This window comes from Stenotrophomonas sp. ZAC14D2_NAIMI4_7 (genome assembly GCF_003086675.1).
Taxonomy (GTDB): Bacteria; Pseudomonadota; Gammaproteobacteria; order Xanthomonadales; family Xanthomonadaceae; genus Stenotrophomonas.
Window position 1 is genome coordinate 3,132,411 of record NZ_CP025995.1, and the last position, 15,236, is coordinate 3,147,646.

Genomic DNA, 15,236 nt, shown 5'->3' on the forward strand with positions numbered 1-15,236 from the left:
GTGGTAGGGAGCTAGCCATTGTTGGGAATCTCAGTTGGCCGGCAGCTGCTTTGCCGCCTGCAGCTGCGCCCGCGTCCTGGCGACGTCGCTTTCGTCGATCGGCTTGGCTGCGTTGCCCCAACTGTTGCGGATGTAGTCCAGCGTCTCGGCAATCTGGCGATCATCCATTTTCCACGCGAACGAAGGCATACCCGCGCCGGTCGGCTTCTCCTTGGTCGATGCCGCACGCCCACCCACCATCATCACATGCAGAAGGCTGGTGACATCATCAGACTGCAGGGCACGATTGCCTGCAAATGCGGCTGTCATTCCCCCCATGCCTTCGCCGCGCACGCCATGGCATGCGGAACAGTTGACCTCGTAGCGCAGGGCGGCGCGTTGCATAGCAGGCGTGTTGGCTGCCAAAGCAGCAGGTCGGCCACCCGGTGATGCCGGCAGGGTCTTCAAGTAGGTGGCAATGGACTTCAGGTCGTCTTCGGTCAGATGCTGAAAGGAATGCTCCACGGCCTCTGCCATCGGACCACTGGCCACCGACACGCCGTTCGAGCCAGTACGGAGGTACTCCACGATTCCCTCTTCAGGCTCGCTCCCCAGTCCCGAGTGCGGGTTGGGGGTCAGGTCCGGGGCGTACCAGTCGCCCAGGTTGCCGCCTTGCAGGTAGCGGCTGCCGATTTCGGCACCCAGCAGGTTTCGCGGGCTATGGCAGGCGGCGCAGTGCGTCCCGCCGTCCACGAGGTACTGGCCGCGCTTGGCCTGAGGCGAGAGGCCGGGTGTCGGGGTGAAACCGCGGTTGTCGAAGAACAAGAGGTTCCAGCCTGCCATGGCGTAGCGGATGTTGAAGGGGAAGCCGAGACCTGCATTCTCGTGGACTTCATTGCTCACCGGCTTCACCGTGGACAGGTATGCCCACAGATCATGCATGTCCTCATCGCTCAAACGCTGATACGCGGTGTAGGGCATCGCCGGGTACAGCAGGCCCTTGCTGCCCTGGCCGTGTCGCACTGCCTTGAAGAAGTCCCGCTCGGTCATGGCCCCGATGCCCGTCTCCCGGTCGGGGGTGATGTTGGAGGACATGATCTGACCGAAGGGGGTATCGATCGCGTAGCCGCCGGCGAAGTCGCCCTTGTCTGCGGTGTGGCAGGCAAGGCAGTCGCCGGTCCTCATGACATAGGCACCGCGTTCGATAGCGGCGCGGTCACTGCTCCTGGCGTCGGCCAAGGTCACCTTGTCATCGGCCACGTTGGATCGGCTGACATTGAGCCGGCTCCAGCCCAGGCCTGCAACCCCTACCGCCGCGACGGCCAGCACAATGCCTGCAATGCGTTTCCTGCTCGCCATGGCTCAGCCTCCCGCCAACGGGCGCGGGTCGCGCACGTAGTCCTGATGGATCTTCTGTGCGGTGCGGATCGCCAGGGCTCCAAGCGTGCCGGTCGGGTTGTAGCCGGCATTCATCGGGAAAGCCGATGCACCGACCACAAACAGGTTGTGGGCATCCCAGCTCTGCAGCCACGGGTTCACCGCAGAGGTCTCCGGATCGGCACCCATGACCGCGCCACCTACGACGTGGTCGGATGCCACGATGCCGGTGGTGAATGCCTTGTCGGCGAAATTGAAGGGCGTCACGTGCGAGGCGCCCATTTCGCGTGCGATCTCCACGGCACGGTCCATGGTGAACTTGGCCATGTTGCGGTCACTCTGCGCGTAGTCGTAGGTCAGGCGCAGCAGCGGCACGCCGAACCGGTCGGTGTAGTTGGGATCCAGATCCAGTGAGCCCAGGCGCGTGGGCATGGAGCAGCCTTGATTGAACAGCACGCCGTAGTTCTGGTAGTACTTCTTGTAGCCTTTCTTGAAGCCGCTGCCCCAGCGCGGCGTGCCTGCCGGAAGGTTGGCTGCCTTGGCAATGGGCGCGCCATCGCGCGAGAGCGTCAGGATGCCTGCACCGCCAATGAAGTCGAGCTTGGAGTGATCGAAGTTGTCGCCGTTGTAGTCGTCGATCTGCGAGCCGAGGCCGCCGGCACCGATGAACGGGTTGATGGTTTCATCCTCGAACCACAGGTCGGTACCTGAGATCGTCTGGAAGCCGAAGTTGCGTCCAATCGTGCCTTTGCCCGTGTGCGGATCGTAGGTCTGGCCGATCTTCGAGTTCAGCAGGATGCGTACGTTGTCGACCTGGAATGCCGTCAGGCAGACGATGTCCGCAGGCTGCTCCACCTCGTTTCCGTGTTCGTCCACATAGGTCACACCGGTGACCGTCTTGCCATCGGCCGCTTTGTTCACCTCGGTCACGCACGCCTTGGTGATGACCTGGAAGTTGGGCCGTCGCATCAGCACCGGGAAGATGCAGGCCTGCGGGCTGGATTTGGAGAAGTTGCCGCACCCGTAGGCCAGGCAGTAACCACAGTAGGTACATGCGCCCATCGTTACACCCAAGGGGTTCACATAGGGTTGCGAGATATTGGCGACCGGGATGGTGAACGGATGCAGGCCCATGCGCGTGGTCGCGTCGTTGAACAGCTCCATCATCCGCAGCGTCTTAAGCTTGGGCGTGGGGTAGTCACGGCTGCGCGGTCCCTCGAAGACATTGCCCTCGCTGGAGATCTCGCCCTTGATGTTGCCGGCTTTGCCGGAGATGCCGGCAATGCGCTCCCAGCGGTCATAGAACGGTTCGAGTTCGTCGTAGGTGACGCCCCAATCCTGCAGCTGCATCTCACCGTCATCGGCGCGGGCGCGGCCGTAGCGCTCGATGGTCCGGCTGCGGATCTCGAAATCCCACGGACTGAAGCGCCACGCCATGCCGGCCCAATGGAAACCCGCACCACCAACCCCACCGCCCATCTCGAAGATGCCGAAGTCGCGCAGCGGCGCGGCCACTTGGTCCAGGCTGTTGCGGAAGCTGACGGTGTTGTCGCGCGGCGGCGAGAACAGTTCCTTGCGCTGGCTCCAGCGCAGTTCGTCCGGGTCAACGGCGGGCGGCGTGTGGGTAGAGGTATCCATCCAGGGGCCGCGGTCGATGGCGACTACATTCAAGCCGGCACGGGTGAGCTCCTCGGCCATCAACGAGCCGGACCAACCCAAGCCGACGATGACCACGTCAGCCTTGGAGCGTTTGTTTGCCATGATGTCTTCTTCAGCTGGCGAAAGGCTGGCTGCCGCAGCGCGGCGCTCAGTCCTTCGGAATAAGGCTGACCGGCTGCAGGCCCAGTGCCTGGCCGGTGCGGTCGGCGTAGAGCCGGTAGTCGTAACGTGCGCCGGGGAAGCCGATGAGCTTCCAGCCGACCATGTCCTGGTTGCCGCCATACATCGGGTCGGCAAAGTAGCTCTCGCGCACGTTCATCAGCATCAGCTCGAAGAACGCCTTCGTGTTGACGTCGCGGCCCAGCTGGATGCTTCCGTCTTCCATGCCCGCAAGGGTCTGGTCCTGCAGTTCGGCCGGCAGATCGGCAAAGTGCTTGCCATGGGCGCGCGACGCATAGGTGTCCAGTGCCTTGATGCCCGTGGCGTAGCGCTCACGCGGCGTAGCGATGAACTGCGGCTTCTGCATCAGCTGGTCTTCGCCCGGCGACTTGGGGCCCTTGCGGTAGAGCATCGCGCCTTCGCCATACGGGCCGGCCAGCTGCCCGTCCAGGAACACCAAGGCGCCGGCTTGCGTGGCAGAGGGGCCAAGTTCATCGGCCGGGATCAGGCGATCGAACACAGCGCCCAGCGTACGGCGCTCCTCTGCATCGGTCAGGACCTTCCAGCTGCTTCCCTGGCGCACTGGAGAAGGCATGAAGGCCTTGTCCAGTGACATGTCGTGCGGGTAGCCGCGCATCTCTTTTGCAATGGCCCCTGCCACGGGCACGGCGGCTGCGGCACCCAGGGTCAGCAAGGCTTGTCGTCGTTTCATCTTCCGCTCCTGGCGGGGAGCGGCGAGGCGCACGACAGCGCCAGGGCCCTGCCCGCATGCGGCGTATTGTCGCGGCCGCCAAACGGACCGCTCCGGATCCGTTGACGATAAATCGTCAGGCGGCTCCTAGAACGACAATTGAGTCTTCATGCCGATGACCATGGCATCGTGGTTGTCCGAGCGCCCGCCTGGGTGGACGACGTACTGCAGGACAGGCTGCAGCACGACGCCAGGAATCGCCTGCAGGGTGTAGAAAGCCTCCGCGGTGTACTCGGTGTGCGCCGATGGCGTGCCGCTCTCACTCCCGCGTCCATAGCGAGGATTGACCTCCGTGGCTCCCAAGCCGATGCCGACCTGGTCATGTACCCGCGTCGAGCCGACCCCGGTGTAGCGCAGGATCACGTGGGTCGTTCCATCGATGGCTCCCGTACGGCGGTCGGTGCGGGTCAGGTCGAGCATCACCCTGAGCCCGGATTGCGGATCGCCTCCGTTCCCATGGGTCAGCTGCTGGTGCAGGCTGGCATAGCCGCCATAAGCACCGGCGCGCATGAGGGCTGGCAATCCAGAATCACTCCAGGCCGTGCCGGTTTCATCTCGCCAGGCGTCAGCTCGCGGGGCGCTGCTGTACCACCCACCCAAGGCATAGTGGCCAGAGAAGCCGTTGGCCTCGGGATCCCAGCCAAATTCCACCGGCGTCAGCGTTCCGACCGTACCCGAGGGCGCCAAGCGCAGGCCTCCACCGTGTTCGTTGCCGTACGCCGGATTGATCTGGTACGCGCCAACCCGTAGGTACTGGTTCGATCGCGGCTTTACTTCAAGCACTGCGGCCCACTGGCTGGCAGGGCCATTGAACCAGTAGTCGCCTGCGAACATGGCCGGCTGGCTGCCGCAGAAGGTCAGGTCCATCGCCATGCAGTCCAATGAATTGAAGTCGTCGCCCACCGCCATGCGGCCGGCCTTCACTCCAACCCTGCCGTCGGCCCACCTCTTTCCTACCCACAGACTTCCCAGCCGCCAGATCGATCCGCGGCCATAGGTTTCCTGGCTCTGCAAAAGCTGGCCAAGGTTCGCTCGAGCATTAAGGTTGTCGCCGTCGCGCAGCGAAACGGACGCCTGGGCCTGCATGCCCTCCCAGCCCCACAGCCGCTCCAGGTCCATCCGCAGGCCCATGGCCAACTGGCCGGCATGCGTGCCGGTATGACGGTCGCCACCACTGACGTTGCGGGCATCCTCGGAGGTATAACCCAGGTCGACGGCTATTCCCTTTGCTTCCAACGCTGCCCGGCGGCCCTGCGCATCGGGCAGCAGATGGCCGGCCGCACCAGCGCTTGGGGAAAAGACGAGCAGGCCAGCCAGAGGCAGCCACAGCAGACGGGGGGAGTGAGACATGCGATGTGTTCCGGCCGGGAAGGCGCCTACCGCCGGCCAGGCACGGTGATCCCTGGGCATGACGGCGGCGCGGCGCAGCTTATTGCAGCCATCCTTCGGGTCGCTTGAGGCGTTGACGATTTATCGGCAACAGCGAACTACAGGGATGGATTCTCGGGCGTCTCTATCCGGAACCGCGTTGGCCCGGGCAGCGGGCCATCAATCTCGCCACAGGCGTGCATCAGGGACTGCAGTCCGGCCAGGACCTGGGCATCCGGATCCTGGTCCAGCACCAGATCGAGCCATCCTTCCTGCATCAGCCGCTGGTGTTCAGCGGTGGCCTCGTGGGTGATCCACGCAGGCCTGGGCAAGCCCGATCCACTGAGTGCTGACACGATGCCCGCCGAAGCCACACCGGTGTTGTAGATGCCTACGACCGGGCCGTCTGCCCGCAACGCCTGGCGCATGGACGCCCGGCAGCGCGCCTCGTCGTCCAGGTGCTCGATCGGCGGTTCCGGCACCAGATGGGGGTAACGCTGCCGAAGCACAGAGACGAAGCCATCCATGCGCTCCACGTGCGCCAGCCAGGACATGGAAGTGGCCATCAGAACCACTCGCCCGGGGCCGTTGACCATTTTTCCAAGCAGATACGCCGCAGTGCATCCAGCCAGACGGTTGTCGATGCCGGTGTACTGACGGCCTTCAAGACCACTGATATCGCTGGTGACCGTCACTACTGGCACGCCCAGCCGCTGCTGTTCCACCAGTGCCGCACGTATTGCGGGTGTATCCGCAGCCGCGATCAGCAACCCATGCCGCTTGTAGGGGGGGCGCTGGATGAAGGCCAGCATCTCGGCTTCCTGCTCATACGGCCAGTGGTGCCTGTGGACAGCGATGCGGGAACCAAGCAGCTGGGCGTAGCGCTGCACGGCAGCGTCCAGATTCCGGTAGTAATCATTGTCCCGCTCGTATCCCAGCACCACATCGAACCGCAGCACGCCGTGCGCCACCGACGGAAGCACGCGCGGGATGCCCAGCGTACGCGCCGCCTCGATGACCTTGCGGCGCGCGGTGTCCGAAACGCTGCCGCGTTCGTTCAGCACTCGGTCAACGGTGCTTGCACTGACCCCAGCAGCCAATGCGATCTCGGCAAAACGGGCGCTTCGCTTTCGGCGGGGAGCTGGGTCAACCATCGGGAAAGGGACTGGTGGGCTGATCGGCATGATGCCACCAAATTTCGTGGCCGGTCCTGAGGACCCTTTCCTGGGGCGGGGCAATCAGTAAGGCAGCAGACCTGCTCTCTTTTTCTTCCAATGGAGCGCAGTCGTTCGCCCGGATGCGTGCGCATGGGGTTCACCTTCTGGCCGACGGCAGCGACTGAGTTCCCGACACGCAACCCAATGCGCCGTTTGTTCAATCAGGACCATTACTCAGCGCGACATGATGGACTGAGTCCCAATCCTCAATCAATCCAGTGAAGAATCCAGACATTCGCCGTGACCCAGCAGCCTCAAACGAGGTCCGCCGTTGTGTTATTGGTGGCCAGCGACGGGAAAGAGCGGCACCGCTCCAAGTAGAGCCGGATGCGATAACGTTTGCGACGTTGTCTTCATTGGCTGCTGTACTGAGTGACGAGAATCGAAGCCTGCTCAGGCTACTGCACGAGCTTCGGCCAAGCTCACTGACTGAGCTCTCTGAGCACAGTGGGCGAAGAGTGCCGAGCCTGTCTCGCACTCTCCGTATGATGGAAGGTTACGGGCTGGTCGAACTGAAGCGGGTTGGAGCGTCGGTCAGGCCAAACGCCGTGGCTACGCGATTCATCGTAGAGCTCGATTAGGAACATGCAAGGCGATCAGGCCAGCAAAAAGCCGGATGGCGATGCGCCACCCGGCTCTGAACGCCCGCTCAGCCCACAGTGCGGGTCCGACCCGCCAGTGCGCCAAAGACGCCCATCACTGCGGCAAGAGCAATGCCGACTGCGAGAACGGTGTTCCAGCCGCCCGTTGACGTGTGCAGCCAGCCCGCAGCGGCGGGACCACATGCTGCCAGCAGGAAATTCACACACTGGGCCATGCCCGAAAGCGAGGCGGCCTGCTGAGGAGAGCTGGTCCGCAGGCCCATGAACATCAGCGACAGCAGCAAAGCACCGCCGGTGCCCATGCCGAACAGGAAGGCCCATACCGGTGCCCACGCCGGCATGAAGATCAGCCCTGCCAAGGCGACGATCTGGATCGCACCGTGGAAGACGGCAATTCCGCGCTGATTGCTCAGCTTACTCACAACGGCGCCCAGCAGCAGGCCTGGCACGATCGAAGCAAGCTGGAGCAGACCGTGCAGCGAGCCGGCGGCAGAATCGCTGAGCCCGTTGTCGGTAAGAATCGACGGCAACCAGGTAATCATCGCGTAGAACAGGATGGAATTGATCGCCATGTAGATCGAGACCTGCCACGCCAGAGCGGAACCCCACACGTTCACCTTGGCCACCGGTGCTGCAGAAGACGCAGATACAACTGCCTTCGGCTTCAACTGGAACAGCCAGATGAGCAATGCGAGCGCCGGGAAGACAGCCGTGGCGCCCAACGCAACCTGCCAGCCACCTGCATGCTCAAGGGGCACGGCCGAAGCAGACGCCGCAGCAGCGCCCAAACCCATCGCCATACCGCACTTGCTGGTGATGGACGGCACTTTGCCCGGGAACTCCTTCTTCACGATCGCAGGCATCAAGACATTGCCAAATGCGATGCCGAACCCGATCGCGGCCGTGCCGAAATAGAGGGCGACGGCAGTGCCCGCCGAACGTAGTGCCACGCCACCCAGCAGCACCAGCATTGCCACCAGAAGGACGCGATCCAAGCCAAAACGATTGGCAATCCGTCCCGCGAATGGCGACAGCACGCCAAACGCGATGAGCGGTAGTGTGGTGAGCAGGCCTGCCTGCGTCGATGTCAGGTCAAAGGTGGAGCGAAGGGTCTGCAGGACAGGGCCCACACCAGTGATGGGTGAGCGGAGGCTGGCGCCAACCAGTATCAGCCCAAGCAGGAGCAGGCCGGTACCTGCGGCCGCGCGGTCTGCGCGAGTGTTCATGTTCACGGGAAACACCTGATCAATTCTGAGGATGCGAAAGATAGGCGTTGCGGCGGTGGCGCGATATAGATACAGTGCCTGATGATACCTAAAATACGTCAACAGAATGAGCGCTGCCGAAGAGCCGTTCGACTGGACTTTCGATGACAGTGAGGCCAGAGGTCCCGTCATTGGCATGCATGCTGAGATCTCCAGCGAGCAGGCGGAAATCCCCACTCATCACCACGCGCAAGGGCAGCTGGTGATGGCTCTTGAGGGCGCTGTCACCTGCGAGGTGCCCAACGCTGTCTGGATGGTGCCACCACGCTGCGGAGTATGGGTCCCATGGGACATGCCGCACAGCATCAATGTGACTGCCAACGCGCGCGTCTGCTACCTCTTCATTCAACCTGGTCGGACAAGTCTTCCTCTGGAGTGCTGCACACTTGCGCTCTCGCCTTTGGTGCAGGCGCTGATACTTGATCTGGCAGACCAGGACTCGCGCTATGCCATGAACAGCCCCACTGGCAGGAAGGCAGCCGTTCTACTCGAAGAACTGATCAAAATGCCCGTGGAGCAACTCTATCTGCCTACCTCCAACGATCCCAGGATTCGGCAGCTGACCCAGCTGCTGTCAGAAGATCCCGCAGACAGGAGCACACTCACCCAATGGGCCAAGCGGCTAGCAACGAGCGAAAGAACCCTTGGCAGGCTGATGGAACGTGAGACGGGACTGAGCTTCCGGCGCTGGCGTCAGCAGCTCCATCTTCTTGTCGCATTGCGCCAGTTGGCTGGCGGCGAGAACGTGCAACAAGTAGCTGCTCGCCTTGGCTACGACTCGGTGAATGCCTTCATTACCATGTTCAAAAAGCTGACGGGGCAAACGCCAGGACGATACTTCTCCGGCGTACAGGCTTCATCCACGTTGGGGTCACGGGTCAGCGTCGTTGCCATAGAAGACGCACAGCCTTGAACTCCTTATCTGATGGACACTGATCGGGATCTCGTAGATTTCCTTAAGTACTGTGGATTTCATCACTGCTGAGGGCGATCCTTGAACAACGATCGTGCCGGACTTCATTGCAACAATGTGATCAGCGTAGGTCGAAGCGAAATTGATGTCATGCAGTACGACAACGATGGTCTTGCCAAGCTCGTCCACCGCCCTGCGAAGAACGCCCATCATCGTGACTGCCTGCTTCATATCGAGCGAGTTCAGGGGCTCATCCAGCAGAAGGTAATGTGTGTCCTGAGCTAGAGCCATAGCGATGAAGGCGCGTTGACGTTCTCCGCCGGAGATCTCATCAAGGTATCGGTCCGCGAGGGCGTTGAGGTGCAAGTAGGAGATCGCCTGCTCGATCTTCCGCCTATCCTCTTCGGTGATGCTGCCCTGGCTATGGGGATATCGCCCGAATCGCACCAGATCGCGTACGGTCAAGCGGAGCGAAACCTGATTCGCCTGACGGAGAATCGCCAAGCGGCGTGCCACCACGTCGCCAGGCAGTGCTGAAATCTCCTTTCCATCCAGAAGAACTACGCCGCCAGTCGGGCTGGTCAATCGTGCCAGCATTGAGAGCAGCGTTGATTTTCCGGCACCGTTCGGGCCGATCAGTGCGGTGAGCTTTCCCTCAGGAACAGCAAGGCTCACATCTTTTACGACGGCTGTCTGGTCGTAGTTCTTGGTAACCACCATGGCGTTCAGCACAATCTGCTCCGCTTTAAGACGAGTGCAAGGAAAACAAGTCCGCCCGCGAGGTCGATCACTACCGTCACGACGGTGCCGAGTGACAGAACTCGCTCGAGGATCAGCTGGCCACCGAGGATAGCGATCAGCGCGATGAGGAAGGCAGCAGGAAGGGTGACTGCATGGCGCCTTGTGCCGGTGACCCGATAGGCCATGTTGCTTGCAAGCAAACCCAGGAAGAGAATCGGCCCTACGAGTGCTGTGGACACTGCGACAAGGACGGATACGGCCACGAACGTGAAGCGAGCCAGGCCGCCATGATCCAAGCCAAGCCCCGTGCACGCGTCCTTGCCCAGCAGCGCGACGTCGTACTGGAATCGTCTGCGCCACACCATCACTATCACTGCCACAGCCAACGTGGCCGCATAGGGAAGAAGGGAAAGCTCCACCGAATTGAAGTTGGCGAACAGTGCGTCCTGCAGCAACATGAAATCGTTTGGATCTATCAGGCGCATCAGCAGGCCGGATACGCTACGCACTAGAAGGCTGAAAACCACTCCGGTGAGGAGGAGCAGGTGCAAGGATCGCGCACCTGATCTTCTGATGAATGTCCACATCAGCATTCCCGCGCCCACCATCAAAAGAACATTGATCGCGAATGCAAGAAGTGGTGTATTAACTGCCGCGTTCGACGATCTGAAAAGGAAAATCGACAGCGTCTGCATCAATACGTACACCGCATCAAAGCCCATGATGGAGGGTGTAAGTATGTTGTTCTGGGTGATGGTCTGAAAAAGCACTGAGGAGACTGCTATGCAGCCCGCAACCAGAACCACCACGGCAAGCCGCCCACCGCGAAATGGGATGACGAAGGCCCAGTTGCCCTTTGACTGCACGGTCATGAATGCCAGTGCCGAGGCGATGGCGATCATCACGAGGAGGGACTGTCTCAAGGAAGGACTAATCTGCATGGACATGCTTCGAACGAAGAAGTAGCACTACTGCTATGGCGCCAATGACCCCGGCAATGGTGGAGGCTGGGAGTTCGTAAGGAGCTACAAGGTGCCGACCCAGGATGTCGCAGATCAAGGTCAGCCCAGCCCCCATTAGTGCTACCCGAGGCAGCGCTGCACGAACGTTGTCGCCGTGGCGCAGCCGTACAAGATTGGGTACGACCAGGCCAAGGAAGGGGAAGCTGCCCACACATACGACAACGATCGCCGATGCGGCACAGACAAGAGCAAGGCCAAGCGTCAGTGTCCGGCGGTAATTGACCCCGAGGCTACGTGCGACTGCGCTTCCCAGACCCATCAGTGTGAGGCGATCAGCGATCGCGTATGCCGCGACTATCAACGGCACCAGCATCCACATAGGTTCATAGCGGCCTTTCAGCACCGAGGAGAAGTCGCCCAAGTCCCATCCGTGTAATGCCTGAGTGAGGTGGTACCGCAAGGCAATCAGTGTGGCCACGGAGTGAAGGATCGCGCCGAAGATGAGTCCGACTAGTGGGACGACGAAGCCGGAGCGCGGTGGTAGAGATCGAATCAACTGGAGGAAGACACCGCTGAGAAGGAGAGCCACAGCGGTGGCGCCGAGGATTTTCTCCAGAACGGTTGCGGCGGGGGCAAACAGCGCAACGAGCAATGCCCCGAGTGCAGCTGCCTCAACCGTTCCCGTTGTCGAAGGCTCGGCAAAGCGGTTTCTGGCCAACATCTGCATGACCAGTCCGGCAACGGAAAGCCCTGCACCCGCAAGTGCGACTGCCGCTGTCCGCGGCCATCGGCTTTCGGTCAGAACGATCCAGTCGATACCATCTGGCCAGTGGCTAAGGACCAGACGCCATTCAATGTCAGCAACGCCGGAGCACAGGCTGACGATGAGTAGCAGAAACACGGAACCTGCCACCAGGACGGTGCGGGCTGACTTCTTCATCTCTGTGCTCGTCCGCGGCTTATGGCGCCCGCGGCGCAATTGTTGCCATCAGCCACGTTCCAGGAACTATTCCCATCGGCTGCGCACGCAAAACGATCGATGAGTGCATCGACGCTGCGCTGCATCGAGCCAATGCCAATCAGGCCCGACATGTACCAATCCCAGCTATCGAGGTACACGATCTGACCACGCTTCCACGCCGTCGTTGTCCGGACCAACGGGTTGTCCAACAGTCGCGCTGCTGCTTGGCCCTCTTGACCTATAGCGGTGTCACGGTCGATGACGAACAGCCACTCCGGGTTCGTCTTGGCAAGGTACTCGTAGGAGATCGCTTGCCCATGCACAGAGATGTCAATGGAGCTGTCTGCGGATGGAATGCCAAAGTCGTCGTGGATGACTCCGAACCTCGACCCTGAGCCATAAACGCTCATTCGTCCACCGGAGGTCAGCAGCACAAGGCCCCGCCCGCGGTTTCGGGTCAGGTTTCGAAGCACCTCCAGTGAGTGGTCGAGTCGCTGAACGAGTTCGGTAGCTGTGCCTTCACGACCGTAGATCCTGCCCAGCAGTAGCGCGTTGTGTCGAACACCCGCCACCAGATGCTTGGTATCTACAGTAAGATCCAGCGTTGGACCGATCGTGGCAAGGCTCCGCATCTTCGCGGCTGACCGGTCGGCGACCAGGATCAGGTCCGGGTGCATGTCGAAGACGGCTTCGTAGTCCGGCTCGAATAGTGAGCCGATGCGGCGGTAGGTGCCGCTGGCATACTTTGCTTGCGCACCGGACCACGCGGACGACGGCACGCCTTGCACATCGACTTGCAACTCGTCGAGCGTGTCCAACACGCCGGGATCGTAGACGAGCGTTTCCGGCATCCGGCTCGGTGATGCCTCGCTCAAGCCATGGCGCGTACCTTCGTGCCCTCCTGTCATTGTCCCGAAGACAACAACTGCACACGCACAGAGAATCAGACCGCTCAGCGTCAGGATGGCGATACGTGCAACAGTCGGTGATGAGGATCCATACATCGAGAGAGCTTTCCGGCTTCAGAGCTTCACGTGGACGGTGATGCTTGCGTTGCGGGGGGCGCCGAAGTTCTCCTGACCGTAGAATCCGATCATCTGCGAATAGCGCTTGTCGAGAACGTTGTTGATTCCGATGTTTACAGTGGATCGCTCGCTTATCTTGTAGGCAGCCATCAACGACACCACCGCGTACGCACCCTGCTCAACGTTCATTGTGCCCATCGGGCTCGAGGTCGCCTGGTAGAAGCGGCTCTGCCAGTTCACGCCGGCACCCACTTTCAAGCGGTCGGCAGCCGTAGGAAGGCGGTAGACAGCAAACAGCTTTGCTGTTCCGCGAGGGATGGTGGTGCTGAGGCGACCACCGACCGGGTTTACGGCACGGAAGTAGGAGCCGCCGGTGTAAAGGCTGAACCGCGGGGTGATGTCACCTTGGAGGTCGAATTCGACTCCGCGACTTCTGGTGCCGTCGACCGCATAGTAGGCGGTGCTTCCATCGGGCGTGCGTAGGAGAGGGTCACGCTGGGCAACATGATCCTGGTCGGCTTGGAACAGCGCCAGCGACGTAATCAACCGCCCGCTGAAGTAATTCGCCTTGAGCCCGACTTCGATCGTGTCGCCCTCGGCAGGGGCAAGCAGACTGCCAGTCGCGTCCTTGTTCAGCTGCGGGCTGAATATGCTCGTGTAGCTCGCATACACCGAGTAGATGCTGTCCAGGTCATAGACCAACCCGGCATAGGGCGTGAACTTGCGGCTAACAGTCAGTCGATTGTTAGCACTCACGCTCCGATAGTCATATCGCGTAAGGCGGCCGCCGAGAACCAGGGAGAGGCGATCGCCCACTGACATGCGGGCAGCGCTATATACAGAGCTCTGACGTATGCTGGCATCGGTTAGTGTCGCGTAGCCGGTCGAGGCGAAGTCAGGCTCTGGATAACCTCCACGATAGGAGGCCACATCGAGCAGCGGCATTCCCCGATTGATCATGTAGCCAGTGCTGTCGCCGACCTCTGTCCTACGAGAGGACATCGCACCTGCAACAATGTCATGCGTCCGCGAGAAGAGCTCGACCGACCCGCTGAGCATTACATCGACGTTCGTCTGTCGAATCTTGTTGTGATGGGCCAACGCGTCCATCGCGAGAAGGCTGGTCTGCGCGTCAATGAAGCCCGATGGACTGAGCAGTTTTCCGAATTCCTTGGACCGGCTCTGAGTGACGGCAACGGAGAGCTTCCATCGTTCAGTAAAGCTGTGATCAACGCGCGCAAACCCTGTAGAGAATCTGGTGCTCCAATGTGTCCAGTCGGACGAAAGCGAGTCGTGCACGGACCACTGGGCTCGACTCCCGTCAGTCATGAACAGCGGCAGGCCGCCCCACATCATGCCGTCGGTCTCGTAGTCCATGTATTCATAGCCCACGGTAAGCAGCGTATCCGTCCCCAGATCAGCATCCGCCGTGGCATACATCGAGCGGCGGCCAGACGTCTGGCGATCTGTGAATGAGCCAGTGTCCTGGTAGTTGCCGATGATCCTCCCACGGACTGATTGGTCTGCAGTCAGCGGACCTGCAACATCGATCATTGCTCCATAGGTGTCCCACGACCCTATCGTGAGCGCACCCTTGACCTGCAGCGCAGCGGTAGGTCGCTTTCTTACGAGATTGACCGAGGCGGAAGGATTGCCCGGTCCAGACAGCAGCCCGGTAGAGCCGCGGACAAGCTCCACTCGATCGTAGAAGGCAGCATCGAGATAGCCGGCGCCATTTACGAAGGTGGTGGGCACTCCATCGTACTGGAAGCTATCGATCAGGAAGCCCCGAGCGTAGTACTGAGATCGGTAGTCATAGCTACTGGAAGAAATCCCGGCGGCTTGTGAAAGGATCTCTCCCACGGCCTCAAGCTGTTGATCATCGATGCGCTGGCGGGTGATGACGGTTACAGACTGGGGGATCTCCTGAATGGTCATTGGCAGCCCCAACGCCGAGGAGACCTCGCCCGGCAAGTAAGAGTCCTGCCCCTCAGTAGATCCTGAGATCCTGGCAGTCCGCACGTTGACGGTATCCAAGGTTGTTGGATCCAGAACGTGTGCCCACGTCGTGGCGCTCGCACACGCGCATCCTGCAATCGCGGCAACAGCCAACGAGCCTTTGTTGATACTGCGAATGCGTCGCATTACTACTCTCGGGCGGCAACTGGGAGGGCAGACATTCTCCTCGCGCCGCACACGAGCCGTTGTAGCAATATCGCCAAGAGATGTTGAAATGACGCCAAGATGATCTGCGCGT

Annotated in this window: 13 protein-coding genes; 2 read left to right on the forward strand and 11 right to left on the reverse strand. The window is 61.2% G+C overall.

What is annotated here, in order from left to right:
• Window positions 1–30 precede the first annotated feature (30 nt).
• From C1922_RS14450 to C1922_RS14470, 5 genes are all read right to left on the reverse strand, one after another.
• The gene (locus C1922_RS14450) at window positions 31–1,338 is read right to left on the reverse strand and encodes a cytochrome c (protein ID WP_108750384.1); all 1,308 of its coding nucleotides are present in this window, start codon (window positions 1,336–1,338) and stop codon (window positions 31–33) included.
• Window positions 1,339–1,341: 3 nt separating this feature from the next.
• A complete protein-coding gene (locus tag C1922_RS14455; protein WP_108750385.1) occupies window positions 1,342–3,117 on the reverse strand; it encodes a GMC family oxidoreductase in 1,776 nt (591 codons plus the stop codon).
• A 46-nt stretch (window positions 3,118–3,163) separates the two neighbouring features.
• Complete coding sequence (locus tag C1922_RS14460; RefSeq protein ID WP_108750386.1) at window positions 3,164–3,886, reverse strand: gluconate 2-dehydrogenase subunit 3 family protein; 723 nt, start codon at window positions 3,884–3,886, stop codon at window positions 3,164–3,166.
• Window positions 3,887–4,012: 126 nt separating this feature from the next.
• On the reverse strand, window positions 4,013–5,275 hold the full coding sequence (locus tag C1922_RS14465) for a carbohydrate porin (RefSeq protein ID WP_159091980.1): 1,263 nt from the start codon (window positions 5,273–5,275) through the stop codon (window positions 4,013–4,015).
• A gap of 137 nt (window positions 5,276–5,412) precedes the next feature.
• Window positions 5,413–6,477 carry a LacI family DNA-binding transcriptional regulator gene (locus C1922_RS14470; protein WP_108750388.1) on the reverse strand — a complete coding sequence of 355 codons (1,065 nt, stop codon included), beginning with the start codon at window positions 6,475–6,477 and terminating at the stop codon, window positions 5,413–5,415.
• 251 nt (window positions 6,478–6,728) lie between these two features.
• Between C1922_RS14470 and C1922_RS20780 the strand changes: the two genes are divergently transcribed.
• Entirely contained in the window at window positions 6,729–7,091 is a 363-nt protein-coding gene (locus C1922_RS20780) for a MarR family transcriptional regulator (RefSeq protein WP_227416018.1), read from the forward strand.
• A 68-nt stretch (window positions 7,092–7,159) separates the two neighbouring features.
• Here the strand turns inward: C1922_RS20780 and C1922_RS14480 are convergent, their stop codons facing one another.
• Window positions 7,160–8,338, reverse strand: coding sequence for an MFS transporter (locus tag C1922_RS14480; RefSeq protein WP_108750389.1), 1,179 nt, complete (start codon window positions 8,336–8,338; stop codon window positions 7,160–7,162).
• Window positions 8,339–8,444: 106 nt separating this feature from the next.
• Between C1922_RS14480 and C1922_RS14485 the strand changes: the two genes are divergently transcribed.
• Window positions 8,445–9,290: a helix-turn-helix transcriptional regulator gene (locus C1922_RS14485; protein ID WP_108750390.1), complete on the forward strand. Its 846-nt coding sequence runs from the start codon at window positions 8,445–8,447 to the stop codon at window positions 9,288–9,290.
• Here C1922_RS14485 and C1922_RS14490 read toward each other — a convergent pair.
• The 5 genes from C1922_RS14490 to C1922_RS14510 all read right to left on the reverse strand — a co-directional run bounded on the left by C1922_RS14490 (window position 9,249) and on the right by C1922_RS14510 (window position 15,016).
• Window positions 9,249–10,022 carry an ATP-binding cassette domain-containing protein gene (locus tag C1922_RS14490; protein ID WP_234413325.1) on the reverse strand — a complete coding sequence of 258 codons (774 nt, stop codon included), beginning with the start codon at window positions 10,020–10,022 and terminating at the stop codon, window positions 9,249–9,251. The genes C1922_RS14485 and C1922_RS14490 overlap by 42 nt on opposite strands.
• Window positions 10,016–10,978 carry an iron chelate uptake ABC transporter family permease subunit gene (locus C1922_RS14495; RefSeq protein WP_199912187.1) on the reverse strand — a complete coding sequence of 321 codons (963 nt, stop codon included), beginning with the start codon at window positions 10,976–10,978 and terminating at the stop codon, window positions 10,016–10,018. Before C1922_RS14495 ends, C1922_RS14490 begins: the two co-directional genes overlap by 7 nt.
• Window positions 10,962–11,933, reverse strand: coding sequence for an iron chelate uptake ABC transporter family permease subunit (locus tag C1922_RS14500; RefSeq protein ID WP_108750392.1), 972 nt, complete (start codon window positions 11,931–11,933; stop codon window positions 10,962–10,964). The genes C1922_RS14495 and C1922_RS14500 overlap by 17 nt, the downstream gene beginning before the upstream one ends.
• Complete coding sequence (locus tag C1922_RS14505; RefSeq protein ID WP_159091982.1) at window positions 11,930–12,829, reverse strand: siderophore ABC transporter substrate-binding protein; 900 nt, start codon at window positions 12,827–12,829, stop codon at window positions 11,930–11,932. Before C1922_RS14505 ends, C1922_RS14500 begins: the two co-directional genes overlap by 4 nt.
• Before the next feature lie 147 nt (window positions 12,830–12,976).
• Entirely contained in the window at window positions 12,977–15,016 is a 2,040-nt protein-coding gene (locus tag C1922_RS14510; RefSeq protein WP_159091983.1) for a TonB-dependent siderophore receptor, read from the reverse strand.
• Window positions 15,017–15,236 lie beyond the last annotated feature (220 nt).

Coding starts and splice junctions, on each gene's coding strand:
- C1922_RS14500 (WP_108750392.1), bottom strand. CDS start 11,933: ATGAAGAAGTCAGCCCGCACCGTCCTGGTGGCAGGTTCCGTGTTTCTG.
- C1922_RS14450 (WP_108750384.1), bottom strand. CDS start 1,338: ATGGCGAGCAGGAAACGCATTGCAGGCATTGTGCTGGCCGTCGCGGCG.
- C1922_RS14470 (WP_108750388.1), bottom strand. CDS start 6,477: ATGCCGATCAGCCCACCAGTCCCTTTCCCGATGGTTGACCCAGCTCCC.
- C1922_RS14460 (WP_108750386.1), bottom strand. CDS start 3,886: ATGAAACGACGACAAGCCTTGCTGACCCTGGGTGCCGCAGCCGCCGTG.
- C1922_RS14480 (WP_108750389.1), bottom strand. CDS start 8,338: ATGAACACTCGCGCAGACCGCGCGGCCGCAGGTACCGGCCTGCTCCTG.
- C1922_RS14455 (WP_108750385.1), bottom strand. CDS start 3,117: ATGGCAAACAAACGCTCCAAGGCTGACGTGGTCATCGTCGGCTTGGGT.
- C1922_RS14465 (WP_159091980.1), bottom strand. CDS start 5,275: ATGTCTCACTCCCCCCGTCTGCTGTGGCTGCCTCTGGCTGGCCTGCTC.
- C1922_RS14485 (WP_108750390.1), top strand. CDS start 8,445: ATGAGCGCTGCCGAAGAGCCGTTCGACTGGACTTTCGATGACAGTGAG.
- C1922_RS14495 (WP_199912187.1), bottom strand. CDS start 10,978: ATGTCCATGCAGATTAGTCCTTCCTTGAGACAGTCCCTCCTCGTGATG.